This is a genomic window from Pseudomonas sp. Yb2C2 (assembly GCF_052112325.1).
In the GTDB taxonomy this organism is placed as follows: Bacteria; Pseudomonadota; Gammaproteobacteria; order Pseudomonadales; family Pseudomonadaceae; genus Aquipseudomonas; species Aquipseudomonas marginalis.
Genome location: NZ_JAVAJK010000005.1, coordinates 1 through 26,844 on the forward strand (window position 1 = coordinate 1; position 26,844 = coordinate 26,844).

The following is a 26,844-nucleotide window of genomic DNA, read 5'->3' on the forward strand; positions in this document are numbered from 1 at the left end:
TAAAGAGCGGTTGGTTAAGAGCTTTCGTCTCAACCGAGGCGCGCATTCTACAGCAGCCTCATTTGCTGTCAAGTGATTATTTTCAGAAGCTTTCGAAGATTTCTTCAACAACTTCAACCACTTGCGCCTCCGATCTCTCGTCAGCGGGAGGCGAATTCTACAGCGTTACACGCTGCTGTCAACACCTCTTTTTCTCCGCTTTCGACCGAGAAGATCGAATCGTTAATAGCGTCAAACAACACGACCCTACCAACTTCTTCTGGGCTTCGATGAACTGAAGCAATCCGCTGCCTTATTCTGCATAACTCTTTGTTTACCAAGGAGTTTTGCGTTTCGACTGCGCCGGAAGTGGGGCGAATTATAGACTTCCAGGATCTGCCGTCAACACTTAATTTAGTTTTCCTATCAATTTGCCGAAGTTGATTAAAAAACCACCAAAACGCCCTCTATATAGAAGAGCGCCCCTAGATAACTCCCGCTTCTTTCAAAGCCTTCACATTCGCCGAGCCCAACCCCAACACATCCTGCAGCACCTGAGCCGTATGCTGCCCCAACAAAGGAGGCGCAGTACGGTACTCCACAGGCGTCTTGGATAACCGAATCGGACTGGCCACCAGCGGCACCATCCCCGCCAACGCATGCGGCAGCTGTATCGCCAGCCCTCGTGCCTTTACCTGAGGATCGGCAAACACCTGGGCTAGGTCATTGATCGGCCCACAAGGCACACCAACCCGCTCCAGTTGTGACACCCACTCAGCCGTAGTCTTGAAGACCGTAACCTGGCGAATCAATGGAATCAGCTCAGCGCGGTTGGCTACCCGCACCTTATTAGTAGAGAACCGCGGATCATCCGCCCACTGCGGCTGCCCAGCCACTTCGGCGAACTTGCGAAATTGCCCGTCATTACCCACGGTCAGTATGAAATCGCCATCGGCCGTAGGAAAATCCTGATAAGGCACGATATTCGGATGAGCATTACCCAGTCGTTTTGGCGCCGCTCCCGTGGCCAGGTAGTTCATCGCCTGGTTAGCCAGACAAGCCACCTGCACATCAAGCAACGCCATATCGATATGCTGCCCACCACCGTCATGATCCCGATGCGCCAGCGCAGCAAGGATCGCCACCGTCGAGTAGAGCCCAGTGAGAATGTCAGTCAACGCCACCCCCACCTTCACCGGCCCGGCCCCCTCATCGCCTTCCGGCCGACCGGTAAGACTCATCAGCCCACCCAACCCCTGGATCATGAAGTCATACCCCGCGCGAGCGGCATACGGCCCCGTCTGACCGAAGCCAGTGATCGAGCAGTAGATCAACTCCGGATTCACCTTCTTGAGCGAATCGTAGTCCAGCCCATACGCCGCCAGGCCACCCACCTTGAAGTTCTCGATCAAGATGTCGGACTTGGCAGCCAGATCTCGCACCAGCCGCTGTCCCTCCGGCCGCGTGAAGTCGATCGTCACCGACTCTTTGTTGCGATTAGCCGACAAGTAGTACGCCGCCTCACTCGTGTTCTCGCCATCAGCGTCTTTAAGGAAGGGCGGCCCCCAGGCGCGCGTATCGTCACCGCTACCAGGTCGCTCGACCTTGATCACCTCAGCCCCAAGGTCCGCAAGGATCTGCCCGGACCAGGGGCCTGCCAACACTCGCGATAAATCCAATACCCGCAGATGCGAAAGCGCGCCCATGCCGTTCTCCTATTAATAGAACGCCTGAATACCGGTTTGCGCGCGCCCCAGAATCAGGGCGTGCACGTCATGGGTACCCTCATAGGTGTTAACCACCTCAAGATTCACCAGATGACGCGCCACCCCGAACTCGTCGGAGATACCGTTGCCACCCAACATGTCCCGCGCCATACGCGCGATGTCCAGGGACTTGCCGCATGAGTTGCGCTTCATGATCGATGTGATTTCAACCGCAGCCGTTCCCTCTTCCTTCATACGCCCCAGGCGCAGGCAGCCTTGCAGCGCCAGGGTGATTTCGGTCTGCATATCGGCCAGCTTCTTCTGAATCAATTGAGTTGCTGCCAATGGACGGCCGAACTGATGGCGATCCAGGGTGTACTGGCGTGCGGTGTGCCAACAGAACTCGGCAGCACCCAAAGCCCCCCAGGAGATGCCATAACGCGCCGAGTTGAGGCAGGTAAAAGGGCCCTTCAAGCCGCGCACATCCGGGAAAATGTTCTCTTCCGGCACAAACACGTTATCCATCACGATCTCACCGGTGATGGAGGCGCGCAGGCCGACCTTGCCGTGAATCGCCGGCGCACTCAGGCCTTTCCAGCCTTTCTCCAGAACAAACCCACGAATATCGCCAGCGTCGTCCTTGGCCCACACCACAAACACGTCCGCAATCGGGCTATTGGTGATCCACATTTTTGCGCCGGTAAGGCTGTAGCCGCCATCCACTTTGCGCGCACGAGTGGTCATCGCGCCAGGATCGGAGCCGTGGTCAGGCTCGGTCAAACCAAAACAACCAATCCATTCGCCAGAGGCCAATTTCGGCAAGTACTTCTGCTTTTGCGCTTCGGTGCCGAACTCATTGATAGGCACCATCACCAGTGACGACTGCACACTCATCATCGAACGATAACCGGAGTCGACGCGCTCAACCTCACGCGCAATCAGGCCGTAGCCGACGTAACTCAAACCACTGCCCCCGTACTGCTCAGGAATCATCGCCCCCAGCAAACCGGTCTCACCCATTTCACGGAAAATCGCCGGGTCGGTCTTTTCATGGCGAAAGGCTTCGAGCACACGCGGCGCCAGCTTGTCCTGGGCGAATTGCTCAGCACTGTCGCGCACCATGCGCTCCTCTTCGGTGAGCTGTTGATCCAGCAGCAGTGGATCGATCCAGTTGAAGCTTGCCTTGCCAGCCATGAATAAGTCCTCGCAAAGAAAAATCAGAAGTCGTGCATGGAGCCTAGGCCGGGCAGGCAGGGAGAGCAAACGAGGTTTTAGCATAGGCTTGTGATAATTTATCACTCCGTAACGCCTACAAGCGGCGCAGCTGCACTTTTTATGTGAGGACAAGGTATATGCGCAGAAAAATTCCCAGCACCACCGCCCTCGTCAGTTTTGAAGCGGCAGCCCGCCACGAGAGCTTTACCAAGGCGGCGCATGAGCTTTCCATCACCCAAGGCGCCATTTGCCGACAGATCGCCAGCCTGGAAGAGTTTTTAAGTGTCGAGCTGTTTCGGCGCTCACGGCGCGGGGTAAAGCTGACGGAGGCGGGACTTTCATACAGCCGTCGCGTGGCCACCCAGCTGGACGCCGTGGAGCGCGATACCCTGTCCGTCATGGGGCAGCAAGGCGCAAACACCATTGAGCTGGCCGTAGTACCCACGTTTGGTACGCAATGGTTGATCCCTCGCCTCAAGGACTTTCAACGAGAGCATCCAGAAGTGACGGTAAACCTGACTAACCGCACGCGTCCTTTTCTATTTGCGGATACGGAATTCGACGCAGCAATTTACTTCGGCGACGCAGATTGGTCCGGTACCGAATCCCACAGGCTCATGGGAGAAAATCCTGTCCCCGTGTGCAGCCCGCGACTATTGGGCGAACTTGAGCGATTCACCCCCCAGGAGATTGCAGAACTGCCATTGCTGCAGCAGACCACCCGCCCTTACGCCTGGCGCCAATGGTTCAACGCCCAGCAACTGAACGTGCCCCGCGACATGACAGGCCCACGTTACGAGCTATTCTCGATGTTGTCTCAAGCCGCCATGCATGACATGGGTATTGCACTGATCCCGCCATTCCTTATCCAGCGAGAACTGGATGAGCATCGACTGGTGATCGCAAGCCCGCAGGCGCTGACCAGTTCGAAGGCTTATTACCTGATGATTCCTGACAGAAAAGTCGAATCCGCCTCACTGCACGCGTTCAGAGACTGGTTGATAGACCAATCGCAGCGCTACAGCCCCAGCATTTAAAGGACAAGCCTCACATGCTGACTTTGTAGTCAGCTAAATCTCAAGCCTACAGATGTACGTATATGTCGCATTTAAGCAGACTGTACCTGTCAGTCTGAAACAAGGCTTAAAGCCATGATTTTCGTGGCTTGTAGCGACTCCTATCAGCCAATGCCCGACTATTCACATCAACGATGGAAAAAAACACACGAATCAGCTGAAGCCCTTTAAACACCTGTATTTAAAGAGGTTATTTCAGACCGTTGCGACAATCAGTCACAGGGTGACTTGTAGTTAATTTTTCGTCACCCGTCATAATCCCTTGAAGGCCGTAAAGTTCGCCTGCAAAATGCCGCGCCCCGCTGTCATTTCAGCGGGATCGTGCTGATCGGCCGCCCCAGCTGCGCCACTCGCGGTGCACTGGCCTTTTTACAAAAAGATCAAAAGCAAAAAGATCATGCAGGAGATTTGACGTGCACATTGGTGTTCCTCTCGAAACCCAGACCGGTGAAACGCGGGTGGCTGCCACCCCGGAAACCATCAAGAAGCTGATCGGCCAGGGCCATAAGATCACTGTTCAAAGCGGCGCAGGCCTCAAGGCCAGCATCGTCGACAGTGCCTATGAAGCGGCAGGCGCGACCATTGGCAGTGCCGGCGATGCGTTTGGCGCCGAGCTGATTCTCAAGGTGGTCGCCCCCAGCGACAGCGAACTGGCGCTGATCAAAAGCGGCACCGCGTTGGTGGGCATGCTCAATCCGTTCAGCAACGAAACCATTGCCAAGCTGGCCGAGCAAGGCATCACTGCCTTTGCGCTGGAAGCTGCGCCACGTACCTCGCGGGCCCAGAGCCTCGACGTGCTGTCTTCCCAGGCCAACATCGCCGGCTATAAAGCCGTGTTGCTGGCCGCCCATCATTACCCGCGCTTCATGCCGATGCTCATGACCGCCGCCGGTACGGTCAAAGCCGCGCGCGTGCTGATCCTCGGCGCCGGTGTTGCAGGCCTTCAAGCCATCGCCACGGCGAAACGCCTGGGCGCGGTGATCGAAGCATCCGACGTGCGTCCTGCGGTAAAAGAGCAGATCGAATCCCTTGGCGCCAAGTTCGTCGACGTCCCCTACGAAACCGACGAAGAACGTGAATGCGCCGTCGGTGTCGGCGGCTACGCGCGCCCGATGCCCAGCAGCTGGATGCAACGCCAGGCCCTGGCCGTGCACGAACGCGCCAAGCAGGCCGACATCGTCATCACCACCGCCCTGATCCCCGGCCGCAAGGCGCCGACGCTGCTCAGCGCCGACACCGTCGCGCAGATGAAGCCCGGCTCGGTGGTCATTGACCTCGCTGCCGCCCAGGGCGGCAATTGCCCGCTGACCGTCGCCGACCAGGTGGTGGTGGAGAACGGCGTAATCATCTGCGGCCCGACCAACCTCGCCGGCGCCGTCGCCGCCGATGCGTCGGCCTTGTATGCGCGCAACCTGCTGGACTTCCTGAAGCTGGTCTTCAACAAGGAAGGGCAGTTTGAAATCAACCTCGAAGACGACATCGTCGCCGCGTGCCTCATGTGCCGCGACGGCCAAGTCATCCGCAAAAACGCCTAAGCAGGGATTCAGACGATGGAAGAGCTTATCTCCCCCGGTATCTACAACCTGATCATCTTTGTGCTGGCGATTTATGTCGGTTACCACGTGGTCTGGAACGTAACGCCCGCACTGCACACACCGTTGATGGCAGTGACGAACGCCATTTCAGCGATTGTGATTGTCGGCGCCATGCTCGCTGCAGCGCTGACCGTTACGCCACTGGGCAAGACCATGGGCACCCTGGCTGTGGCCCTCGCGGCCGTGAACGTGTTCGGCGGTTTCCTGGTAACTCGCAGGATGCTGGAGATGTTCAAGAAGAAAGCCCCGAAAGTAAAAGAAGAGGCGCCGAAGTAATGAGCATGAATCTGGTGACGACGCTGTACCTGATCGCGTCGATCTGCTTTATCCAGGCCCTCAAAGGCCTGTCGCATCCCACTACGTCGCGACGCGGCAATCTGTTCGGCATGCTCGGCATGGCGCTGGCGGTACTCACGACCGTAGGCCTCATCTATAAGCTCGGCGCTGAGCTGGCCACCGCCGGTATCGGCTACGTGATCGTCGGCCTGCTGGTCGGCGGCACCGCCGGCTCGATCATGGCCAAGCGCGTAGAAATGACCAAGATGCCCGAACTGGTCGCCTTCATGCACAGCATGATCGGCCTGGCCGCGGTGTTTATCGCGATTGCCGCCGTGGTCGAGCCGCAGTCCCTGGGCATCGTCAAACACCTGGGCGATGCGATCCCGGCGGGCAACCGCCTGGAGCTGTTCCTCGGCGCGGCCATCGGGGCGATTACCTTCTCCGGTTCGGTGATCGCGTTCGGCAAGCTGTCGGGCAAGTACAAGTTCCGCCTGTTCCAAGGCGCACCGGTACAGTTTGGCGGCCAGCACAAGATCAACCTGGTGCTCGGCCTCGCAACCCTGGGCCTGGGGCTGGCGTTCATGTTCACCGGCAACCTCACCGCCTTTGCGCTGATGCTGGCATTGGCGTTCGTGCTCGGCGTGCTGATCATCATCCCGATTGGCGGCGCCGATATGCCGGTTGTTGTGTCGATGCTCAACAGCTACTCCGGCTGGGCCGCGGCGGGCATCGGCTTCTCGCTGAACAACTCGATGCTGATCATTGCCGGTTCGCTGGTGGGTTCAAGCGGTGCGATCCTGTCGTACATCATGTGCAAGGCGATGAACCGCTCCTTCTTTAATGTACTGCTCGGCGGTTTCGGCAATGCGCCGGATGCCGGTGCTGCAGCGGGTTCTAAAGAAGCACGCCCGGTGAAGTCCGGTTCGGCCGACGACGCCACCTTCCTGCTGACCAACGCCGACACCGTGATCATCGTTCCAGGCTATGGCCTGGCAGTGGCACGGGCACAGCATGCCCTGAAGGAACTGACCGAAAAGCTGACGCACCGTGGCGTGACCGTGAAATACGCGATCCACCCGGTGGCCGGCCGTATGCCTGGGCATATGAACGTCCTGCTGGCCGAGGCGGAAGTGCCTTACGACCAGGTGTTCGAGATGGAGGATATCAACTCCGAATTCGGCCAGGCTGACGTGGTGCTGGTGCTGGGCGCGAACGACGTGGTCAACCCGGCCGCCAAGAACGACCCCAACTCGCCGATTGCCGGCATGCCGATCCTGGAGGCGTTCAAGGCCAAGACCATCATCGTCAACAAGCGTTCGATGGCCAGTGGTTACGCCGGGCTGGATAACGAACTGTTCTACCTGGACAAGACCATGATGGTCTTCGGTGATGCCAAGAAGGTCATCGAAGATATGGTCAAGGCCGTCGAGTAACACTGCGCCAGAGCAATACCCGAAACCCTGGCCTCCAGTAGGCTGGGGTTTTTTATTACCCCATGAAACCCGACCAAAGGCTCTAAATCGCTGCCCCGCATTCGACCATGGTAGCGGGCCGAAACTTTTTGAAATCACTACACTGCCCACCTTGCTTCCGTAGCCTGAGATAACAATTCATGTACCGTGATCGTATCCGCTTGCCTTCGTTGTTGAACAAGGTCATGAGCGCGGCAGACGCCGCCGCACTGATCGAGGACGGCATGACCGTCGGCATGAGCGGCTTCACCCGTGCCGGTGAAGCCAAGGCCGTCCCCCACGCCCTGGCCGAACGCGCCAAGACGTCCCCGCTGAAAATCACCCTGATGACCGGCGCCAGCCTGGGTAACGACCTGGACAAGCAATTGACCGAAGCCGGCGTGCTGTCCCGACGCATGCCGTTCCAGGTCGATAGCACGTTGCGCAAGGCGATCAACGCCGGCGAAGTGATGTTTATCGATCAGCACCTGTCGGAAACCGTCGAGCAACTGCGCAACAACCAGCTCAAGCTGCCGGACATTGCCGTCATCGAGGCCGTTGCGATCACCGAACAAGGCCATATCGTGCCCACCACGTCCGTGGGTAACTCCGCCAGCTTCGCGATTTTCGCCAAGCAAGTGATCGTCGAGATCAACCTGGCACACAACCCGAATCTGGAAGGGCTGCACGACATCTATATCCCGACCTACCGGCCAACCCGTACGCCGATCCCGCTGGTAAAGGTCGACGACCGCATCGGCAGCACCGCGATCCCGATCCCGCCGGAGAAGATCGTCGCCATCGTGATCACCAATCAGGCCGACTCAGCCTCCACCGTGACACCACCCGACAGCGACACCCAGGGCATCGCCAACCACCTGATCAACTTCCTCAAGCAGGAAGTGGACGCCGGGCGCATGACCAACAAGCTTGGCCCGCTGCAGGCCGGGATCGGCAACATTGCCAACGCAGTGATGTGCGGCCTGATCGATTCGCCGTTCGAAGACCTGACCATGTATTCGGAAGTGTTGCAGGACTCGACGTTCGACCTGATCGACGCCGGCAAACTGAGCTTTGCCTCGGGCAGCTCGATCACCCTGTCGGAGCGGCGCAATGCCGACGTGTTCGGCAACCTGGAGCACTACAAAGACAAGCTGGTGCTGCGCCCGCAGGAAATTTCCAATCACCCTGAAGTAGTGCGGCGCCTGGGCATTATCGGCATCAACACGGCGCTGGAGTTCGACATCTACGGCAACGTCAACTCCACCCACATCTGCGGTACGCGGATGATGAACGGCATCGGCGGTTCCGGCGACTTTGCGCGCAACGCGCACCTGGCGATCTTCGTCACCAAGTCGATTGCCAAGGGCGGCGCGATTTCCAGCGTGGTGCCGATGGTCAGCCATGTGGACCACACTGAGCATGACGTCGATATCCTGGTCACCGAAATAGGCCTCGCCGACTTGCGGGGCCTGGCGCCGCGGGAGCGGGCCCGGGTGATCATCGACAACTGTGTGCATCCGGCATACCGCGATGCGCTGAACAGTTACTTCAACACAGCCTGCGCCATCGGCGGACACACGCCACACATCCTGCGCGAAGCACTGAGTTGGCACATTAACCTGGAAGAAACCGGGCATATGCTCAAGGCTTGATTGATACAGATTCGAGCTGACGCAAACACAGTTTCGTCAGCTCGATGCCACAACCCTCGCTTCTTGAAAAAACTGTACTGCTGTACCGGTCATTTCCTACCGAAAATTCCCACCCCCACATCATAAAATGCCTATTTCGCACTATTTCAGTGCGGACAGGTACAGTTTCCCCATTTCCGTACAGTACAGCGCCTATAAACAGTTAACTGGCCCCTCACAATACAGGTGAACTGTATCTAGAGAGTCTTGCGCCGGAAGAGGATCATTGGCATCAGTTAAACCACTACCTAATCCCGCCACAAGCGGAAGGATGTCATCATGGAACGTACACTCAGTTCCGAACTGTTCTTCGAAGAAAAAGCTGTAAACACCCAGGCTTCCCTGCCTTTGCGCGTTCTCGCCAACCTGATGTTGTGGCAGCGCCGCATCTCCAGCCGCCATCAACTGGCTCGTCTGGATTCGCGTCTGCTGGCTGATGCCGGTATCAGCGAAGCTCAACGCTACGAAGAGCTGAGCAAGCCGTTCTGGCGTTAATTGACGCCCGCTGGCCCTGACCCACCGGGTCCACAGCCAGCACTGATTTGTCAAAACAAAGCCCGCCCCGGGAGACCGGAGGCGGGCTTTGTTGTTTCGGGGCCAGCCTTGTTCCAGGCCAAACAGAAGCCATTCATCTCAACCAGTACAGTTCAGAAAAATATAACAGTTAAGCAGTACAATTAAGTATTGGTGTATCTGTAACGGTCAAAGCAACTCGCCCACCATGGTGTTCCAGGACCTCACGGAAGGCGCTCACCATGGACACCCAACCCTCTCTCTATAAACGGCTGTTACACAGGACAGCTTCCACGCTGGCCAAATGGCTCCGCCACGCCTACGAACGCCGCCAACTGGCGCAACTCGATCTTCGAGAACTCTCCGATGTCGGCATCAGCCCGGGAGACCGAATGGCCGAGCTGTCCAAGCCGTTCTGGCGAGACTAGGCAGTCAAGAAGCTTTCCGAACGGATAAACAGCGGCTTAATATCCATGCACAACGTGGCGAACCGTTTAGAACAGGCGTCTGATCCCCAATGGCTGCCCTGCGCCACCTTATTCGTTCACCTACAGGAGTCACCCCATGTCCCGTATTCGCCTGCTGAGTGCTGCTGCCCTGCTGGCCCTGGCCACCAACGCCAGCGCATCCAGCTTCATTGTGACCACCGACTCCATCGTCGGCGCACTGAAGGCTACTTCCGACGCCACCTCCGATGCCACTTCGTCACTGCGGGATAACAAGGTCGTGCGCGCCGCCCGTGACGACGCAGCCAGCTTCGTCGCAAGCGAAGGCGCCATTCGTGGGGTGAAGCTGGAAAGCGCCCTGGCCCAGATCCGCCAACACGCGCCGCAACTGAACACCGCGACTGACGCACAACTGGCCCAAGCCATCCTGGCTATTTGAGTGGGCTGACAAAGGGAGCGCCCGTCGCTCCCCGATGCCGACGCACTGGCTCTCGCTCGGGCATTACGCTAGCCTTGGCGCTCGCTTTCAGTTGTCGAGTCCCATGGCTTTTTCATACCGCCTGCTAATAGTCCCTGTGTGTTTGTGTGCCAGCTGGTCGCCATTGGCTTCGGCCTTTGACCTGACCATCCAAGGTACCGTCGCGAGTGCGTACGCCACCAGCAAGGTGAGCTCAGCGCCTTTCGACCGGAAAGTAGTCGTGGCTGCCCAGGCTGATGCCGCTGCGTTTATCGCCACTGACGGCCAATGGCGGGGTGCACGGCTGGAATCCGCGCTGGATTACCTGCGCCGTACCCAACCAAAACTTAACGCCAGCGACCTTGAACTGGCGCAGGCAATTCTCGTCCAATAATCATCTTTGTATTTCGGAGTCATTCCATGCGTAGCCCGCTGATCGCCGCCACCCTTGGCCTGCTGTTGTTGGCCGACGCTGCCCAGGCACATACCCTGGTGGCCACCAGTAACATCATTGTTCGCGCCTCTGGCCGCACCATTGATTTCACTTCGGACACCACCACCTCCATCCGCGACTCCAAAGTCGTGCGCGAAGCCCACGATGACGCGGCCAGTTTCGTCGCCACCAACGGCGAGATCCGCGGCGCACAGTTGGAAGCCGCCTTCGACACCCTGCGCACCCGCCTGCCGGAAGCGCGCGATGCCAGCGACCAGACCCTCGCCGAAGCTATCCTCGCTCTGTGAGGCGCCTTGTCGCCTGGCTCCTGGCCGGGACTGTGCTGCTGTGTGCCAGCGCAGCCCAGGCCAGCCTGCAACTGCGGCTCAAGACAGATGGCTTGAGCCCGACCGAACAGCAGGCCAGCCAGGCATTGCTCGATGAGGCGATGCGCTCGCTGCCACCGCGCTTCGTCGAGCAGTTGGACCGGCGCATCGATGTCGGCTGGACCGACAAGATGCCCGAAAATGCCTACGGCCAGGCCTCCCTGGTGTCCGAGTTGGACCTCAACCGCAACCTGCTCGACGGCCTCACCGACGGCAGCGCCGCCACGCAAAAAACCAATCGCCCCCACGGCACCGTGCGCCGGGAAATGCTCGCCACCGTGCTGCATGAACTGACCCACATCTATGACCGTGCGCGCCTGTGGCCCAAGGACGAACGCGCGCTGATCCAGCGTTGCAGCCGCCAGAACAACATCACCGGCCTGATCGGCCTGCCCGATCAATGCCGTGGCCAGAATGACCGACGCTTCACCCTCAGCGATGACCCGCGCCTGCTGGACCTGGCGGGCTGGCCGCAATATGTCGGCCGTCGCGGTGAGCGCGAACAACACAACCGTCAGGTCGCGCGCAGCCCGGATATCTACGAAACCACCAGCCCGCTGGAATTCGTAGCGGTCAATATGGAGTACTTCCTTCTCGACCCAAGCTATGCCTGCCGGCGCCCCGCGCTGTTCCGCTATTACAAGGAACACTTCGGCTGGGCCCCACCGGAACAAGACACCTGCGCCAAGACCTACGCGTTCCTCAACGCCGGCAACGATTTCGCCAAGACACCCCTGGGCCACGTCGACCCGGAGCGGGTCTACGAAATCGACTACCTGCTGGCCGAAGCCAACCAGAACCTGGTCAGCCGCTGGGGCCACAGTATGTTGCGCCTGGTGATCTGCGCGCCGGGCCGCCCCCGTGGGCCGGACTGCCGGCTCGACCTGGACCAGCACCTGGTGCTGTCCTACCGCGCCTTCGTCGGCGATGTACAGCTGTCCAGCTGGGACGGCCTGGTGGGCAAGTACCCGTCACGGCTGTTCGTGTTGCCGCTGGCCCAGGTGATCGACGAATACACCAAGACCGAACTGCGCGGCCTGGCGTCCGTGCCGCTGAAACTGTCGCGCCAGGAGATCAACGACACCGTCGAGCACGCCGCTGAAATGCACTGGAGCTATGACGGCAACTATTACTTCCTGTCCAACAATTGCGCGGTCGAAAGCCTGAAACTGCTGCGCAGCGGCAGCGCCAACCCCCAGCTGACCGGCCTGGATAACATCACGCCTAATGGCCTGCTGGAAGTGCTGCAAGCCCGCGGCCTGGCGGATACCAGCGTACTCAACGACAAACGCGAGGCCATGCGCCTGGGGTATCACTTCGACTCCTTCCGAGAACGCTACCAGGCCATGTTCGACGTGCTGCGCAAACACCTGCCGATCAAACAGACCCAGGTTGAAGACTGGCTGTCCCTCAGCGCCGAAGAGCGCCGCCAGTGGTTCGACCAGGCCGACCTGCGCACCAGCGCCGCACTGCTGCTGCTGGAACAGGCGAGCTTTCGCAAACAGCTGATGCTGGCCCAGGACGAAGTCAAGCAACGCTACCTCGGTGCACGCGAGCTGAAAAACGGCGGCATGGAGAAAGCCAACGCCACACTGCAGCAGATCCTCGCCAACAGTGGCTTCCTCAGCCGTCCCGCAGAACTGCTGGGCAGCGGTGGCTATGGCCTGCCGCAACCATCGGAAGCCAAGCGCCTGGAATCGGAAAGCGCCGAGCGCCAGAAGCAGCTGCAATCGCTCACCGGCGAGCTGGATAAAGAGGTGAGGGCGCTGCTGGATCCGTCCCGCGCGGCCGAAATTGCTGCGTGTGAAGCCAACCTCAAGCAGGTGGGTGAACACCTGCGCAAACTGCACAAAGCAGCGGGCGGCCTCGAGCTGCCCTGAAGTACACGGGATAAACACATTCCAATGTGGGAGCAAGCCCCCTCCCACATTTGAAATGTGTACACCTGAAGACCGTACATCTTCCCACCACCAACTGTTTTGCCAACGAAAGCTGGCTGAAAGCTAACGCGTCTAGGATCGCCCCCAACTGCCGGCAACAGACCGGCTGTACACAACAACAATGGTGATCCCCGATGTCCGTCCGTACCCGCCTGTTCGCCCCAACTCCACCCGTACGCCTCGTGCCCTTCGTTCTGCGCTGACCCCACCCCGGTTCGCCATTCCCTAGCCGCGCTACGCCTGGAGTATTCCTATGCTGACTTTCCTTGGCTTTGCCATGGTCATCACGTTCATGTTCCTGATCATGACCAAGCGCCTGTCTGCGCTGATCGCCCTGATCATCGTGCCTATCCTGTTCGCGCTGTTCGGCGGTTTCGCACCGAAGATCGGCCCGATGATGCTCGAAGGCATTACCAAGCTCGCGCCCACCGGCGTGATGCTGATGTTCGCCATCCTCTATTTTGCCCTGATGATCGACTCCGGCCTGTTCGACCCGGCTGTGCGCAAGATCCTCAAGATGGTCAAGGGCGACCCGCTGAAGGTGTCGGTCGGCACCGCCGTGCTGGCCCTGGTGGTGTCCCTCGACGGTGACGGCGCCACCACCTACATGATTTGCGTGGCCGCCATGCTGCCGCTGTACCAGCGCATCGGCATGAGCCCGCGGATCATGGCCGGCCTGATCATCCTCGCCGGTGGCGTGATGAACATGACCCCCTGGGGCGGCCCGACCGCCCGCGCCGCCAGTGCGCTGCACGTGGACCCCTCGGATATTTTCGTACCGATGATCCCGGCGATGGCCGCCGGTGTGGTCGCGATCCTGGTGATTGCCTACATGTACGGCAAGCGCGAACGGGCGCGCCTGGGTGAACTGCACCTGCAAGGCGACGAGATCGACCACAGCGAGATCAGCGTGTCGCAATACCCGGACGCCCGTCGTCCGAAGCTGATCTGGTTCAACGGTGCCCTGACCCTGGCCCTGATGTGCACCCTGATCGCCGGCCTGTTGCCGCTGCCGGTGCTGTTCATGGTGGCATTCAGTATCGCGATGATCGTCAACTACCCGTGCCTGCAACAGCAGAAAGACCGCGTCGCCGCCCACGCCGGCAGCGTATTGGCGGTGGTCGGGTTGATCTTCGCCGCAGGGATCTTCACCGGCATCCTGTCGGGCACCGGCATGGTCGATGCCATGTCCAAGAGCCTGCTGGCCGTCATTCCGGAAGCCATGGGCCCTTACCTGGCGGTGATCACCGCACTGGTGAGCATGCCGTTCACCTTCTTCATGTCCAACGATGCGTTCTACTATGGCGTACTGCCAGTACTCGCCGAAGCCGCCAGCCATTACGGCATCACCGCAGTGGAAATGGCCCGCGCCTCGATCGTTGGCCAGCCCGTGCACTTGCTCAGCCCGCTGGTACCGTCGACCTACCTGTTGGTGGCCCTGGCCGGTATCGAATTTGGCGATCACCAGCGCTTCACCCTGAAGTGGGCAGTACTGGTATGCCTGTGCATAATGTTCGCCGCATTGCTGATGGGGATTTTTCCGCTGTTCAGCACTCTATAATCGTACCGACTCACTCACCGCGCGGCGCTGCAGCTTGCGCGGTTTAACACTTGCTCAAAGGAATACACATGGAATGGCTGACCAATCCGGAAATCTGGATTGCCTTCTTCACCCTGACGGCCCTCGAGATCGTCCTGGGCATCGATAACATCATCATGATTTCGATCCTGGTCAGCCGCATGCCCAAGCATATGCAGGCACGCACCCGGATCTTCGGCCTGGCATTGGCCATGGTCACGCGAATCCTGTTGCTGCTGTCGATCACCTGGGTCATGCGCCTGACCGACGACCTGTTCGTGGTCTTCGGCCAAGGCATTTCCGGCCGCGACCTGATCCTGTTCTTCGGTGGCCTGTTCCTGCTGTGGAAAAGCTCCCAGGAGATGTACCACGCCCTGGAAGGTGAAGACGAAACCCACGACGAACCCAAGGGCGCCGGTGGCAAGTTCATCTACACCATCATCCAGATCGCGATCATCGACATCGTCTTCTCCCTGGACTCGGTGATCACCGCCGTGGGCATGGTCTCCCATGTGCCGGTCATGGTTGCCGCGATCATTGTTGCCGTATTGGTGATGATGCTGGCGGCCGGCACCATCAGCGACTTCATCGACAAGCACCCGTCGCTGAAGATGCTGGCGCTGTCGTTCCTGCTGGTGGTGGGTACCGTACTGATCGCCGAATCCTTCGACGTGCACGTGCCAAAAGGCTACGTCTACTTCGCCATGGCATTCTCGCTGGCGGTGGAAGCGGTGAACATCAAGATGCGCACCGCCATCGCGAAAAAGAAGAAACAGCAGGACCCTGTGAAACTGCGCAAGGATATTCCGGGTCAATAAACCCGAGCCAGACAAAAAAGGGGCTTTTATAAGCCCCTTTTTTTCATGCATAAAAAGCTGATTTCATGACAGTTTTGTTTCAATCCCCACTTTAGCTATGCGATGCTGGCGCCGAGCCCATTCGCCAACTACAGCTTAACTACAAGACGTAGAACGGCACGCGGCAATTCTCATTTGCGCCAAATGGCGCACACCCACACGGGGGGCCGAGCATGCTGACCTTGCTCAATCTGCTTTCCGCCGTGACCCTGCTTATCTGGGGCACGCACATCGTCCGTACCGGCATTCTGCGGGTCTACGGTTCCAACCTGCGTCAAGTCATCGGGCAGAACATGTCCAAGCGCTGGCTGGCATTTGTCGCCGGCATCCTGGTGACTGCCATGGTGCAGAGCAGCAACGCCACGGCAATGCTGGTGACCTCCTTTGTCGGCCAGGGCCTGATGGGGCTGGTGCCCGCCCTGGCGACCATGCTCGGCGCCGACGTCGGTACCGCGCTGATGGCGCGGGTGCTGACCTTCGACCTGTCCTGGCTGTCGCCGCTGCTGATCTTTCTCGGGGTGATTTTCTTCCTGTCGCGCAAACAGACGCGGGCCGGGCAGTTGGGCCGGGTCGGGATCGGCCTCGGGCTGATCATCCTCGCGCTGCAGTTAATCGTCGAAGCCGCCGGGCCGATTACCCACGCCCAGGGCGTGAAAGTGCTGTTCGCCTCGCTGACCGGCGATATTTTGCTCGATGCCCTGGTCGGCGCCCTGTTCGCGATGATTTCCTACTCCAGCCTCGCCGCTGTCCTGCTGACCGCCACCCTGGCCGGCGCCGGGGTGATCGGCTTGCACGTGGCCATCGGCCTGGTAATCGGCGCCAACATCGGCAGCGGCGTGCTGGCCTTTCTCAGCACCAGCATGCAGAACGCCGCCGGTCGCCAGGTCGCCTTGGGCAGCCTGCTGTACAAACTGATCGGCCTGCTGCTGATTATCCCGGTGCTCGACCCGCTGGTGCTGTGGATGGACGGCCTGGACTACAGCGCCCAAGGCATGGTCATCACCTTCCACCTGCTCTACAACGTCAGCCGTTGCCTGATCCTGCTGCCCACCATCGGCCCCATGGCCAGGCTGTGCGCCTGGTTGCTGCCGGAGCGGGACGAGGTCAACGGCAAGGCCAAACCGCGCCACCTGGACCCCACGGCCCTGACCACACCGAGCCTGGCCCTGGCCAACGCCGCGCGCGAAACCCTGCGCCTGGGTGATCTGATCGACAACATGCTCACCGCCATGCAGGAAGTGCTGCGCGGCAAACAGACAGCCATTACCCAGGAAATACGCAGCCTCAGCGATGATGTCGAGGCACTCTACAGCGCGATCAAACTCTACCTGGCGCAAATGCCCCGCGAAGACCTCAGCGAGCAAGACAGTCGGCGCTGGGCCGAAATCATCGAGCTGTCGATCAACCTGAAACTGGCCGGCGACCTGATCGAACGCATGCTGCGTAAAGTCCAGCAGCAGAAAACCTCCCAACGCCGCCAGTTTTCCGAAGTGGGCCTGGAAGAACTCACCGGCCTGCACAGCCAATTGATCGCCAACCTGCGCCTGGGCTTGTCGGTGTTCCTCAGTGCCGACCCGGAAAGCGCCCGCCAACTGCTGCGCGAAAAGCGCCGCTTTCGCGCCCAGGAACGCCGCCTGGCCCACGCCCACGTCAGTCGCCTGCAACGCAAGATCGTGCAGAGCCTGGAGACCAGTTCCCTGCACCTGGAGCTGATTGCCGACATGAAACGCTTGAACTCGTTGTTTTGCAGCAGTGCTTATGTAGTCTTGGAAACGTCCGACACCGGCGCACTCTCCGCCGAAGATATTGCCGACATCACACATTCGCCCTGAACGTACGATGGCCCGTGAAGTCAGTTAAAGCTGACCTCACTCGCCAGGAAGCTTGTTATGCGTCGCCTGTTGTTCGCTTGCCTGCTCATGGGTTCTGCCCACGTCCTTGCCTTTGACCGCTTGCAGGTTGAGGGCTACACCTTGCCCAACGGCCTGCAATTGCTGCTTAAACCGGGCACCGAGCGCGGCCATGTGGCGATTCGCCTGGTGGTCGGCATCGGCCTGGACGACTTCGGTTGCGAGGACAAGGAACTGCCGCACCTGCTCGAGCACTTGCTGTTCAGCGGTATCGACGGCGGCGGCGAAGGCGAGCTGGAAGACCGCATGCAAGCCCTGGGTGGCGAATGGAACGCCTACACCAGCAACGCCGATACGACCTTTGTGATCGAGGCACCCGCGCAAAACCAGCGCAAGGTGCTCGACCTGCTGCTGGCGATCATCACCCGCACCCAGTTGACCGACGCCAATATCAACGCGGCCAAACAGGTCGTCGAGCGCGAAGACGGCGGTCATTACTCCCACCTGCAACGCCTGCTCGACCGCCAGGACCTGGGTCACACCGCCAGCAATCAACTGGCCATCGAGCTGGGGCTCAAATGCGCCGAACGTGCCGAGGTCGATCACCTGACCCGCGACCAACTGGAGACGCTGCGCAAAAATTGGTACGCCCCCAACAACATGACCCTGATCATCGTCGGCGACCTCGACAAACTGCTGCCGGCCTACCTGGAGCGCACCTACGGTCAACTCGACCCGATCGAACCCAGCGAGCACCCGGCGCTGCCGCAGATCCAGCACGCCGCCGCCAGCCACCGCGACCTGATCCACGGCTGGGTGGGTGACAGTGCCAAACTGCACTGGCTGTTCCCCGAGCCGGTGCTGGACGACCAGCATGATGAAACCTACGACCTGCTCAAGGATTACCTGGACTGGGCGCTGTACCGCCAACTGCGCCTCAAGCATGGGTTGTCCTACGGCCCCTGGAGCGAGCGTGAGGTGCTGGGTGGCGTTGGCTTCCTCAGCCTGAATGCCGACCTCGAGCGGGACAACCTCCCCGAAGCCGAGCAGGTGCTGCAAGACCTCAAGGCGCAACTGCTCAAGGACGGCCTTGACCCAACGGTATTTGCCCGCCTCAAACAGGCCGCCATCGCCCGCCAGGCCTGGGCCGTGCAGGGCAACAGCGCGCTGGCCGACTATTATTGGAGCGCCTCGGGCGATTACGACAACGGCCACTTCAGCGACCCGGTCAAACGCATCAAGGCCGTGAGCCTGGAGCAGACCAGCCAGGCCATGCGCGAGTTGCTCAAGCAACCGGGTTACTGGCGCATCGAGAAACCACTGCTGAGCTACGACATGCTCAACTGGATCGGCGCCGGCGTCCTCGCGCTGATCGCCATTGCGTTGATCGGCGTGCGCCGTTATCGCAAACGGATCGCGTAATGAGGCACCGAACCCTGGCCTAAGACGTTATTCTGTCTGGGATTTTTTCCTACAAAGACTGCGAACCGCCGAATGCAAAACCTGACCCGCTTAATCACCCGCGTCCTCGAACTGATGAAGCGCTACCCAGGGGTGATTGCACTCGGCGGTTTTATCTCGGGTGTATGCAGCTTCATCCTGGTGGATCGCCAGCAGGGCATGGCCAGTTGGATCGCGGTGATCATGCTGGTGAGCTGGCTGTGGCTGATGCTGGAAAACAGCTTTACCCAGCTGTTCACCAAAGTCTTCAAGCGCGAAATACCCGAACCCCTGCTGCGCTACGCGACCCAGATGATTCACCAGGAAAGTCTGTTCTTCGTGCTGCCGTTCTTTTTCGTCACCACCGCCTGGAACAGCGGCCAATCGGTGTTCACCGGCCTGCTCGGCGCGGCCGCGCTGGTTTCGATCGTCGACCCGCTGTACTACAAATGGCTGGCGCCCAAGCGTTCGTTGTTCCTCGCGTTGCACACCCTGACCCTGTTCGCCGCGCTGCTCACTGCGCTGCCGATCATCCTGCACCTGACCACCGCCGAAAGTTACAAACTCGCCCTCGGCGTCGCCATGGCCTTGTCGATTCCAAGCCTGGCGGTGAGCCTACCGCTGCGCAGCCTCAAGGGCTGGGCGATGCTGCTGGGGGTAACGGCCGCCATTGGTTGCGCGGGCTGGTTCCTGCGCAGTTGGGTACCGCCGGCCACCTTGTGGATGACCGAAGTGGCGATCAGCACCCAACTGCAAGACCGCACGCCGGGTGACGACCTCAAGGAAGTCAGCGCCGCCCAACTGCGCAGCGGCGGGCTCTATGCCTACACCGCAATCAACGCGCCGCGCGGGCTGGATGAGCGCATCTACCACGTGTGGAAATTCAACGGCAAAGAGGTCGACCGCATCGCCCTGGACATCCACGGCGGACGCAAGGAGGGCTACCGCGCCTGGACCCACAAGCAGAACTTCCCGCCCGAAGCGGTAGGGCGCTGGCAAGTCCAAGTGTTGACGGAGGACGGCCAGGTGATCGGCGTGCTGCGTTTTAAAGTGACGGACACAGCACAAACCGACAACCCAAAGTAGGCAGGATCGTGCTATTACGTAGGAATTGTGGATAGCCAGACAAGCTCGGAGCTTATGACCAGTAGTACTACGGCCGGCGCAGCCCACCTCGATACGTCCACCGCTCCCCCGTTACTGCGGATTACAGGGGACTGGACGCTTGCCCACTACGCAAACCTGAAGAAGCTGTCGGACAAGCTCGACGGCCAATACGACGCCGGAGCGCGCATCGATCTCAATGGCCTCGGCGCCCTGGATACCGCCGGCGCCTCGCTGCTGGTGGAGCTGCTGGGGCCCACCCGTATCGAACAATCCGCCGAGCAGACCGACTGCAGCCTGTCCGCAGCCGACCGCGCGCTGCTCAAGACCGTCTACCGCTCCCTCAACGATTTTTGCGTGCCGGACAAAGCGCCGGAAGAAGCCACTGGCATTCAGGTGCTGGCGCGTATCGGCGCGGCCGTGGACAAGGTCTGGCAAGACAGCAAGCAACTGCTGGGCTTTATCGGCCTGATCCTCGAAACCTTTGCCCGGGGCATTTTCCGGCCCAAGCGCTGGCGCCTGACGCCGATGGTCGCCCATCTTGAACAGGTCGGCCTCGACGCCGCGCCCATCGTCGCGTTGCTGACCTTTCTGGTCGGTGCCGTCGTGGCGTTCCTCGGCGCTACAGTGCTCAAGAGCTTTGGCGCAACGATCTTTACCGTGGACCTGGTGGCGTTCTCTTTCCTACGGGAATTCGGCGTATTGCTCACCGCCATCCTGATTGCCGGTCGCACCGCCAGCGCCTTTACCGCGCAAATCGGCTCGATGAAGGCCAATGAAGAAATCGACGCCATCCGCACCCTGGGCCTGGACCCGATGGAGTTGCTGGTATTGCCGCGCGTGCTGGCGTTGCTGGTGGCACTGCCGATGCTGACGTTCATGGCGATGCTGGCGGGGATCGTCGGCGGCGGCGTGGTCTGCGCCGTGGCCCTGGACATCTCGCCGGCGATGTTCCTCTCGCTGCTGCAATCGGACATTGGCGTGCAGCACTTCCTGGTGGGCATGGTAAAAGCCCCGTTCTTCGCCTTCCTGATCGCCGCCATCGGCTGCCTGGAAGGCTTCAAGGTCAGCGGCAGCGCCGAATCGGTCGGCGCCCACACCACCTCCAGCGTGGTGCAATCGATCTTTGTGGTGATCGTGCTGGATGCGGTGGCCGCGTTGTTCTTCATGGAGATGGGCTGGTGAGTCGTCTGCACCGTGCGCCCACCGAGGCGGTGATTGAAGTGCGTGGCCTGTGCAATCGCTTTGGCAGCCAACGCGTGCACGAGCATCTCGACCTGGATCTGTACAAGGGCGAAATCCTTGCGGTGGTCGGCGGATCCGGCAGCGGTAAATCAGTGCTGCTGCGCAGCATCGTCGGCCTGCGCCGGCCCAGTGAAGGCGAAGTGCGGGTGTTCGGTAAGAACCTGCCGAGCCTGCCGGAACATGAACGCTCGCTGGTGGAACGGCGCTTTGGCGTACTGTTCCAGAAGGGCGCGCTGTTCTCCTCGCTGACGGTGACCGAGAACGTCGCGCTGCCGCTGATCGAACATGCCGGGCTCAGCCGCCGTGATGCCGAGCACCTGGCTGCGGTCAAGCTGGCCTTGGCCGGACTGCCGCTGTCGGCGGCCGACAAATACCCCGCTTCGCTGTCCGGCGGCATGATCAAGCGCGCGGCCCTGGCACGCGCCCTGGCACTGGACCCGGACATCCTGTTCCTCGACGAACCCACCGCCGGCCTCGACCCGATTGGTGCGGCGCAATTCGACCAACTGATCCTGACCCTGCGTGATGCGCTGGGCCTGAGCGTGTTCCTGGTCACCCATGACCTGGACACGCTCTACACCATCACCGACCGTGTGGCGGTGCTGGCGCAGAAGAAGGTGCTGGTGGCCGATGCCATCGATATCGTCTCGGAAACGGACGACGCCTGGATTCACGAATATTTCCACGGCCCCCGTGGCCGCGCGGCATTGGATGCCGCTCAACCGCTCAACGAGGTATGACATGGAAACCCGAGCCCATCATGTGATGATCGGTCTGTTCAGCGTGATCGTGGTGGTCGGCGCGATGCTGTTTGGCCTGTGGCTGGCCAAATCCAGCGTCGACAGCGCCTTCCAGGATTACGAAGTGATCTTCAACGAAGCGGTCAGCGGCCTGTCCCAGGGCAGCTCGGTGCAATACAGCGGGATCAAGGTGGGCGATGTCATCAGCCTGCGCCTGGATCCCAAGGACCCGCGCCGCGTACTCGCGCGCATTCGCCTGGCCGGCCAGACGCCGATCAAGGAAGACACCCAGGCCAAACTCGCGCTGACCGGCATCACCGGCACCTCGATCATCCAACTCAGCGGCGGCACGCCGCAAAGCCCGGAGCTCAAGGGCAAGGACGGCAACCTGCCGGAGATCATCGCCTCGCCATCGCCGATCGCGCGATTACTCAATAACAGCAACGACCTGATGACCAGCATCAACCTGCTGCTGCACAACGCCAACGACATGTTCTCCGCGCAGAATGTCGAGCGCCTCAGCAACACCCTGGACCATCTGGAACAAACCACCGGCGCGATTGCCGACCAGCGTGGGGATATCAAGGTGGTGATGCAGCAATTGATGCAGGTAAGCAAGCAGGCCGGGGCCGCCCTGGAGCAAACCACGGCGCTGATGCGCAACGCCAATGGCCTGCTCAGTGATCAAGGCAAGCAGGTCTTCGGCAGCGCCGAACAGGCGATGAAATCCCTTGAGCAAAGCACCGCCACCATCAATACCTTGCTGACCAACAACAAGGACTCGGTGAACAGCGGCATGCAGGGCCTCAACGAACTGGCGCCGGCCGTGCGCGAACTGCGCGAAACCCTCGGTTCACTGCGCGCCATCTCTCGCCGCCTGGAAGCCAACCCCAGCGGCTACCTGCTGGGCAGCGACAAGAACAAGGAGTTCACGCCATGAAGCGTGCTTACCAAATGATCGCCCCTGTGGCCTTGGCGCTGATCAGCGCGTGTTCGATCCTGCCCAAGGCGGATCCGTCGGACGTCTACCGACTGCCTACGGCCCAGGGCACGACCCAGGGCGCGCCAGTCAATTGGTCGCTGCGCCTGGCCAAGCCGCAGACCAGTGAGTTCCTCGACAGCCCACGCATCGCCGTGGTGCCCAATGGCGATTTGATCAGCAGCTATGCGAACTCACGCTGGAGCGACCCAGTGCCGGTGCTGCTGCGCAATCGCCTGATGGACGGGTTCCAGCGCGATGGACGCGTAACGCTGTTGAGCACCGACGACACCAACCTGCAGGCCGATTATGAATTGGGCGGGCAGTTGCAGGCGTTTCAGAGCGAGTACCGGGGCAGTGCGGTAGCGGTGGTGATCCGCCTCGACGCACGCCTGGTGCGTGGGAGTGATCAGCGGATTATTGCCAGCCGGCGGTTTGAAGTGCAGCAGGCGGTGACTGACACCAAAGTGCCGGCGGTGGTGACCGGGTTTGGGTTGGCGGGAGATCAGTTGAACAGGCAGGTGGTGGAGTGGGTTGTTCAGCAGGGCAATGGTGCGGTGAAACGCTGAGGGCCTCATCGGGGCAAGCCCCCTCCCACATGTGGATCTGTGAACACATTCAAATGTGGGCGGGGGCTTGCTCCCGATAGCTATTTAAGCCTCAGCCAAAGAACCAGTAGCACACCGCGATCGCTGCGACCACACCAGCAAACTCAGCCAGCAACGCGCACCCTACGGCATGCCGCGCCCGCTGGATGCCCACCGAACCGAAGTACACCGCCAACACATAAAAGGTGGTCTCCGTACTGCCCTGAATCGTCGCCGCCACCAACGCCGGGAAGCTGTCCACCCCCTGGGTCTGCATGGTCTCGATCAACATCGCCCGGGCCGCGCTGCCGGAGAAGGGCTTGACCATTGCGGTCGGCAAGGCGTCGACAAAGCGCGTGTCCATGCCCGTCCAGGCCACCACATGGCGAATGCCTTCGAGGCCCAGGTCCAACGCGCCGGAGGCACGCAACACGCCCACCGCACACAGCATCGCCACCAGGTACGGCAGCAGGTTCTTGGCGACGTCGAAGCCTTCCTTGGCGCCTTCGACAAATGCTTCGTAGACCTTAACCTTGCGCAGCGCGCCGATCAGCAGGAACAGCATGATCAGGCCGAACAACGTGAGGTTGCCGAGGATTGACGACAACCCGGCCAATGCGGTGGCCGAGAGGGTCGCCAGCAGGGCCATGAACCCACCCAGTACCAATGCGCCTGGAACCAGGTAGGCCAGCACCACCGGGTCCCACAGCCGCAGGCGCTGCATCACCGCCACCGACAGCAGGCCCACCAATGTGGATGCGCTGGTGGCCAGCAGGATCGGCAGGAATACCAGGGTCGGATCGGGCGCACCTTGCTGGGCGCGATACATGAAGATCGTCACCGGCAACAGGGTCAGGGAGGATGCATTGAGCACCAGGAACAGGATTTGTGCGTTAGTCGCCGTGTTAGGGATGGGATTGAGCTCTTGCAGCGCCTTCATGGCCTTCAGGCCGATAGGTGTTGCTGCGTTATCCAGGCCCAAGCCGTTGGCGGCAAAGTTGAGGGTGATCAGGCCAATGGCCGGGTGACCGGCCGGCACTTCCGGCATCAGGCGCAGGAACAGCGGGCCCAGGGCCTTGGCCAGCCATTCGACAATCCCGGCTTTTTCGGCGATACGCAAGAAGCCCAGCCATAACGTCAGGGTGCCGAACAACAGCACCATCACTTCCACGGACAATTTGGCCATGGCGAAAATGCTTTCGACCATCGCCGCGAAAATCCCGGCGTTACCGCCCACCAGCCATTGCGCCAGTGCTGACACCATTGCCACGACAAAGAAGCCAAGCCACAGGCCATTGAGCATCAGTTGAATCCCCCGAAAGATGGGGCGAATGATAGCGGGGCTGACAGAAACGACAAACCCCGGATTTACCGGGGTTCGTCTTACAGCCGTCGGGCTATCAGCCGCGAGTGGCTTGGGCAGTCGGCAGGGCTTGCTTGGTGCGCCAGTGCGGCAGGGAGTTCCAGTAGCGCTCGCCCTTGGCGTCGTCGTACATGCCTTCCCAGCGCGAGATGACCAGCACGGCCAGGGCGTTGCCGATCACGTTCAGCGCGGTACGGGCCATGTCCATGATGCGGTCGACACCGGCGATGAAGGCCAGGCCTTCCAGCGGGATGCCCACGCTGCCCAGGGTGGCCAGCAGCACCACGAAGGACACGCCCGGCACACCAGCGATGCCTTTGGAGGTGACCATCAGGGTCAATACCAGCATCAGTTGCTGGCCGATCGATAGGTCGATGCCATACAGCTGGGCGATAAAGATCGCCGCGATGCTCTGGTACAGGGTCGAACCGTCGAGATTGAACGAGTAGCCGGTCGGCACCACGAAGCTGCAGATGGCCTTGGGCGCGCCGTAGGCTTCCATCTTCTCGATCACACGCGGCAGCACAGTTTCGGAACTGGCGGTGGAGTAGGCCAGCACCAACTCGTCCTTGAAGATGCGCATCAGCTTGAGGATCGAGAAGCCGAACAGGCGAGCGATCAGGCCCAGCACCGCAAAGGCGAAGAACAGGATGGCGACGTAAACCAGGATCACCAGCTTGGCCAGCGGCAGCAGCGAGGCAAAGCCGAAGTTGGCCACGGTCACCGCGATCAGCGCGAATACGCCGATGGGGGCGTACTTCATGATCATGTGGGTGACTTTGAACATGCTCTCGGACACGCCCTGGAACATGGTCACCAGCGGCTCGCGCAGCTCCGGCTTGAGGCTCGACAAGCCCAGGCCGAACAGCACGGAGAAGAAGATGATCGGCAGCATCTCGCCACGGGCTACAGCGGCGAAGATGTTAGACGGGATCAGGTTGAGGATGGTCTGGATGAACGCATGCTCATGCTGCACCTCGGCGGCGGTCGCCTGGTACTTGGAAATATCGACGGTACCCAGGGTACTCATGTCGATGCCTGCGCCCGGGTGGAAAAGGTTGGCCAGCAGCAGGCCGACCACGATGGCGATGGTGGTGACCACTTCGAAGTAAAGGATGGTTTTGACGCCGATGCGCCCGAGTTTTTTCGCGTCACCGACACCGGCAATGCCGACGATCAACGAGGAAATCACAATCGGGATCACGATCATCTTGATCAGGCGGATAAAGATATCGCCCGCTGGCTGCAACACATTGCTGATCCACCAGGCCTTTTCAGCACTGAAATGGTTGAGCACTGCGCCGATTGCGATCCCCAATACCAAACCGATGAGGATCTGCCAGGCGAGGCTTAGCTTTGCCTTCTTCATGTCATTACCCTTACTTCAAGTGGACTTAAGGCAAATGCGCCAGCTGCAACGCTCGAGAGCGAAAAAGTGTGCGCATCTGCCTCCATGGAAGGTCACCGCAGCATGGCCGAAATGGCTTACTGGCAGGCGAAAAAAGGCGCAACTATTCCCATGCAAGGGGACGACGTCTAATGCCGTAAACGCCTACCCCATGCCAAATCGGCATGACTTTTTTCCATAATAACTGTCCGAACGGTCAGTTCAAATGTGACATTTTGTCCGGTGAATATGCCGTGAACCTGCCAATTCAGGCTCGCGCAGAGATTTTGCAGGTCTTGGAGAGGTTGGCAGAAATGCCGGGGAACTCTGCCGTCGAGCGTCGGAAACGTCCTATGGCGCGAGCAAAACTTTCTCGATAGATGGTCGCCCCGACACACCCAGTAATGGTTGGTCGAAAGCAAAATCAGGATTTGTGGCTATGGGCGGCATAGGAGGCGGGAATAAGAGTCACAAGCCCGCCGCAAGTTCAGCAAGCCGTGGGCTTGTGAACCTGCGTCGCAGCTTTTCACCTGACCTGGCCCT

Annotated in this window: 25 protein-coding genes; 21 read left to right on the forward strand and 4 right to left on the reverse strand. The window is 60.3% G+C overall.

Annotated elements, in window-relative coordinates:
* Window positions 1-278, forward strand: a 278-nt coding sequence (locus Q8X51_RS08080; RefSeq protein WP_249226991.1) for a hypothetical protein, incomplete at its 5' end; no start/stop codon positions are given.
* A gap of 186 nt (window positions 279-464) precedes the next feature.
* Here the strand turns inward: Q8X51_RS08080 and Q8X51_RS08085 are convergent.
* Window positions 465-1,685: a CaiB/BaiF CoA transferase family protein gene (locus Q8X51_RS08085; protein ID WP_065926878.1), complete on the reverse strand. Its 1,221-nt coding sequence runs from the start codon at window positions 1,683-1,685 to the stop codon at window positions 465-467.
* 12 nt (window positions 1,686-1,697) lie between these two features.
* Window positions 1,698-2,879: an acyl-CoA dehydrogenase gene (locus tag Q8X51_RS08090; RefSeq protein WP_407693788.1), complete on the reverse strand. Its 1,182-nt coding sequence runs from the start codon at window positions 2,877-2,879 to the stop codon at window positions 1,698-1,700.
* Window positions 2,880-3,037: 158 nt separating this feature from the next.
* Between Q8X51_RS08090 and Q8X51_RS08095 the strand changes: the two genes are divergently transcribed.
* The 20 genes from Q8X51_RS08095 (at window position 3,038) to Q8X51_RS08190 (ending at window position 23,533) form a co-directional block, all read left to right on the forward strand.
* On the forward strand, window positions 3,038-3,937 hold the full coding sequence (locus tag Q8X51_RS08095; protein WP_065926876.1) for a LysR family transcriptional regulator: 900 nt from the start codon (window positions 3,038-3,040) through the stop codon (window positions 3,935-3,937).
* 452 nt (window positions 3,938-4,389) lie between these two features.
* Window positions 4,390-5,511 carry a Re/Si-specific NAD(P)(+) transhydrogenase subunit alpha gene (locus Q8X51_RS08100; protein WP_407693787.1) on the forward strand — a complete coding sequence of 374 codons (1,122 nt, stop codon included), beginning with the start codon at window positions 4,390-4,392 and terminating at the stop codon, window positions 5,509-5,511.
* 15 nt (window positions 5,512-5,526) lie between these two features.
* Window positions 5,527-5,847, forward strand: a complete 321-nt coding sequence (locus Q8X51_RS08105) for an NAD(P) transhydrogenase subunit alpha (protein ID WP_003187417.1) — start codon at window positions 5,527-5,529, stop codon at window positions 5,845-5,847.
* A complete protein-coding gene (locus Q8X51_RS08110; protein WP_027608003.1) occupies window positions 5,847-7,283 on the forward strand; it encodes an NAD(P)(+) transhydrogenase (Re/Si-specific) subunit beta in 1,437 nt (478 codons plus the stop codon). Before Q8X51_RS08105 ends, Q8X51_RS08110 begins: the two co-directional genes overlap by 1 nt.
* A gap of 179 nt (window positions 7,284-7,462) precedes the next feature.
* Window positions 7,463-8,956: an acetyl-CoA hydrolase/transferase family protein gene (locus Q8X51_RS08115; protein ID WP_065926874.1), complete on the forward strand. Its 1,494-nt coding sequence runs from the start codon at window positions 7,463-7,465 to the stop codon at window positions 8,954-8,956.
* Between the two features lie 318 nt (window positions 8,957-9,274).
* The gene (locus tag Q8X51_RS08120) at window positions 9,275-9,490 is read left to right on the forward strand and encodes a DUF1127 domain-containing protein (RefSeq protein WP_003187413.1); all 216 of its coding nucleotides are present in this window, start codon (window positions 9,275-9,277) and stop codon (window positions 9,488-9,490) included.
* Between the two features lie 260 nt (window positions 9,491-9,750).
* On the forward strand, window positions 9,751-9,936 hold the full coding sequence (locus Q8X51_RS08125) for a DUF1127 domain-containing protein (protein ID WP_027608005.1): 186 nt from the start codon (window positions 9,751-9,753) through the stop codon (window positions 9,934-9,936).
* Between the two features lie 136 nt (window positions 9,937-10,072).
* On the forward strand, window positions 10,073-10,393 hold the full coding sequence (locus tag Q8X51_RS08130) for a DUF2388 domain-containing protein (RefSeq protein WP_137211772.1): 321 nt from the start codon (window positions 10,073-10,075) through the stop codon (window positions 10,391-10,393).
* A gap of 103 nt (window positions 10,394-10,496) precedes the next feature.
* Window positions 10,497-10,805, forward strand: coding sequence for a DUF2388 domain-containing protein (locus tag Q8X51_RS08135; RefSeq protein WP_065926888.1), 309 nt, complete (start codon window positions 10,497-10,499; stop codon window positions 10,803-10,805).
* A gap of 26 nt (window positions 10,806-10,831) precedes the next feature.
* Entirely contained in the window at window positions 10,832-11,152 is a 321-nt protein-coding gene (locus Q8X51_RS08140; protein ID WP_407693786.1) for a DUF2388 domain-containing protein, read from the forward strand.
* Complete coding sequence (locus Q8X51_RS08145) at window positions 11,149-13,110, forward strand: DUF7844 domain-containing protein (protein ID WP_407693785.1); 1,962 nt, start codon at window positions 11,149-11,151, stop codon at window positions 13,108-13,110. The genes Q8X51_RS08140 and Q8X51_RS08145 overlap by 4 nt, the downstream gene beginning before the upstream one ends.
* A 313-nt stretch (window positions 13,111-13,423) precedes the next feature.
* On the forward strand, window positions 13,424-14,731 hold the full coding sequence (locus Q8X51_RS08150; protein ID WP_003170826.1) for a CitMHS family transporter: 1,308 nt from the start codon (window positions 13,424-13,426) through the stop codon (window positions 14,729-14,731).
* 68 nt (window positions 14,732-14,799) lie between these two features.
* Window positions 14,800-15,567, forward strand: coding sequence for a TerC family protein (locus tag Q8X51_RS08155; protein WP_027608010.1), 768 nt, complete (start codon window positions 14,800-14,802; stop codon window positions 15,565-15,567).
* A 212-nt stretch (window positions 15,568-15,779) separates the two neighbouring features.
* Complete coding sequence (locus Q8X51_RS08160) at window positions 15,780-17,438, forward strand: Na/Pi cotransporter family protein (RefSeq protein ID WP_065926872.1); 1,659 nt, start codon at window positions 15,780-15,782, stop codon at window positions 17,436-17,438.
* Window positions 17,439-17,495: 57 nt separating this feature from the next.
* Complete coding sequence (locus Q8X51_RS08165) at window positions 17,496-18,878, forward strand: M16 family metallopeptidase (RefSeq protein WP_407693784.1); 1,383 nt, start codon at window positions 17,496-17,498, stop codon at window positions 18,876-18,878.
* A 72-nt stretch (window positions 18,879-18,950) separates the two neighbouring features.
* Complete coding sequence (locus Q8X51_RS08170; protein WP_065946472.1) at window positions 18,951-19,982, forward strand: DUF5924 family protein; 1,032 nt, start codon at window positions 18,951-18,953, stop codon at window positions 19,980-19,982.
* Between the two features lie 54 nt (window positions 19,983-20,036).
* Entirely contained in the window at window positions 20,037-21,185 is a 1,149-nt protein-coding gene (locus Q8X51_RS08175) for an ABC transporter permease (protein ID WP_074848111.1), read from the forward strand.
* Complete coding sequence (locus Q8X51_RS08180) at window positions 21,182-21,985, forward strand: ABC transporter ATP-binding protein (protein ID WP_065937854.1); 804 nt, start codon at window positions 21,182-21,184, stop codon at window positions 21,983-21,985. The genes Q8X51_RS08175 and Q8X51_RS08180 overlap by 4 nt, the downstream gene beginning before the upstream one ends.
* Window position 21,986: 1 nt before the next feature.
* A complete protein-coding gene (locus Q8X51_RS08185; protein WP_027608016.1) occupies window positions 21,987-22,925 on the forward strand; it encodes an MlaD family protein in 939 nt (312 codons plus the stop codon).
* Window positions 22,922-23,533 (forward strand): ABC-type transport auxiliary lipoprotein family protein, encoded by a 612-nt coding sequence (locus tag Q8X51_RS08190; RefSeq protein ID WP_065926867.1) that lies wholly within the window; start codon window positions 22,922-22,924, stop codon window positions 23,531-23,533. The genes Q8X51_RS08185 and Q8X51_RS08190 overlap by 4 nt, the downstream gene beginning before the upstream one ends.
* A gap of 91 nt (window positions 23,534-23,624) precedes the next feature.
* Here the strand turns inward: Q8X51_RS08190 and Q8X51_RS08195 are convergent, their stop codons facing one another.
* Window positions 23,625-24,854, reverse strand: coding sequence for a nucleoside recognition domain-containing protein (locus Q8X51_RS08195; protein ID WP_027608018.1), 1,230 nt, complete (start codon window positions 24,852-24,854; stop codon window positions 23,625-23,627).
* A gap of 97 nt (window positions 24,855-24,951) precedes the next feature.
* Window positions 24,952-26,283 (reverse strand): glutamate/aspartate:proton symporter GltP, encoded by a 1,332-nt coding sequence (gene gltP / locus Q8X51_RS08200; protein WP_065926866.1) that lies wholly within the window; start codon window positions 26,281-26,283, stop codon window positions 24,952-24,954.
* Window positions 26,284-26,844: the final 561 nt, after the last annotated feature.

Excerpts from the sequence above, each read along its gene's own strand:
- Q8X51_RS08085 (WP_065926878.1), bottom strand. The coding sequence starts at position 1,685 with ATGGGCGCGCTTTCGCATCTGCGGGTATTGGATTTATCGCGAGTGTTG.
- Q8X51_RS08090 (WP_407693788.1), bottom strand. The coding sequence starts at position 2,879 with ATGGCTGGCAAGGCAAGCTTCAACTGGATCGATCCACTGCTGCTGGAT.
- Q8X51_RS08095 (WP_065926876.1), top strand. The coding sequence starts at position 3,038 with ATGCGCAGAAAAATTCCCAGCACCACCGCCCTCGTCAGTTTTGAAGCG.
- Q8X51_RS08105 (WP_003187417.1), top strand. The coding sequence starts at position 5,527 with ATGGAAGAGCTTATCTCCCCCGGTATCTACAACCTGATCATCTTTGTG.
- Q8X51_RS08110 (WP_027608003.1), top strand. The coding sequence starts at position 5,847 with ATGAGCATGAATCTGGTGACGACGCTGTACCTGATCGCGTCGATCTGC.
- Q8X51_RS08115 (WP_065926874.1), top strand. The coding sequence starts at position 7,463 with ATGTACCGTGATCGTATCCGCTTGCCTTCGTTGTTGAACAAGGTCATG.
- Q8X51_RS08120 (WP_003187413.1), top strand. The coding sequence starts at position 9,275 with ATGGAACGTACACTCAGTTCCGAACTGTTCTTCGAAGAAAAAGCTGTA.
- Q8X51_RS08125 (WP_027608005.1), top strand. The coding sequence starts at position 9,751 with ATGGACACCCAACCCTCTCTCTATAAACGGCTGTTACACAGGACAGCT.
- Q8X51_RS08130 (WP_137211772.1), top strand. The coding sequence starts at position 10,073 with ATGTCCCGTATTCGCCTGCTGAGTGCTGCTGCCCTGCTGGCCCTGGCC.
- Q8X51_RS08135 (WP_065926888.1), top strand. The coding sequence starts at position 10,497 with ATGGCTTTTTCATACCGCCTGCTAATAGTCCCTGTGTGTTTGTGTGCC.
- Q8X51_RS08140 (WP_407693786.1), top strand. The coding sequence starts at position 10,832 with ATGCGTAGCCCGCTGATCGCCGCCACCCTTGGCCTGCTGTTGTTGGCC.
- Q8X51_RS08150 (WP_003170826.1), top strand. The coding sequence starts at position 13,424 with ATGCTGACTTTCCTTGGCTTTGCCATGGTCATCACGTTCATGTTCCTG.
- Q8X51_RS08155 (WP_027608010.1), top strand. The coding sequence starts at position 14,800 with ATGGAATGGCTGACCAATCCGGAAATCTGGATTGCCTTCTTCACCCTG.
- Q8X51_RS08160 (WP_065926872.1), top strand. The coding sequence starts at position 15,780 with ATGCTGACCTTGCTCAATCTGCTTTCCGCCGTGACCCTGCTTATCTGG.
- Q8X51_RS08165 (WP_407693784.1), top strand. The coding sequence starts at position 17,496 with ATGCGTCGCCTGTTGTTCGCTTGCCTGCTCATGGGTTCTGCCCACGTC.
- Q8X51_RS08170 (WP_065946472.1), top strand. The coding sequence starts at position 18,951 with ATGCAAAACCTGACCCGCTTAATCACCCGCGTCCTCGAACTGATGAAG.
- Q8X51_RS08175 (WP_074848111.1), top strand. The coding sequence starts at position 20,037 with ATGACCAGTAGTACTACGGCCGGCGCAGCCCACCTCGATACGTCCACC.
- Q8X51_RS08185 (WP_027608016.1), top strand. The coding sequence starts at position 21,987 with ATGGAAACCCGAGCCCATCATGTGATGATCGGTCTGTTCAGCGTGATC.
- Q8X51_RS08190 (WP_065926867.1), top strand. The coding sequence starts at position 22,922 with ATGAAGCGTGCTTACCAAATGATCGCCCCTGTGGCCTTGGCGCTGATC.
- Q8X51_RS08195 (WP_027608018.1), bottom strand. The coding sequence starts at position 24,854 with ATGCTCAATGGCCTGTGGCTTGGCTTCTTTGTCGTGGCAATGGTGTCA.
- gltP (WP_065926866.1), bottom strand. The coding sequence starts at position 26,283 with ATGAAGAAGGCAAAGCTAAGCCTCGCCTGGCAGATCCTCATCGGTTTG.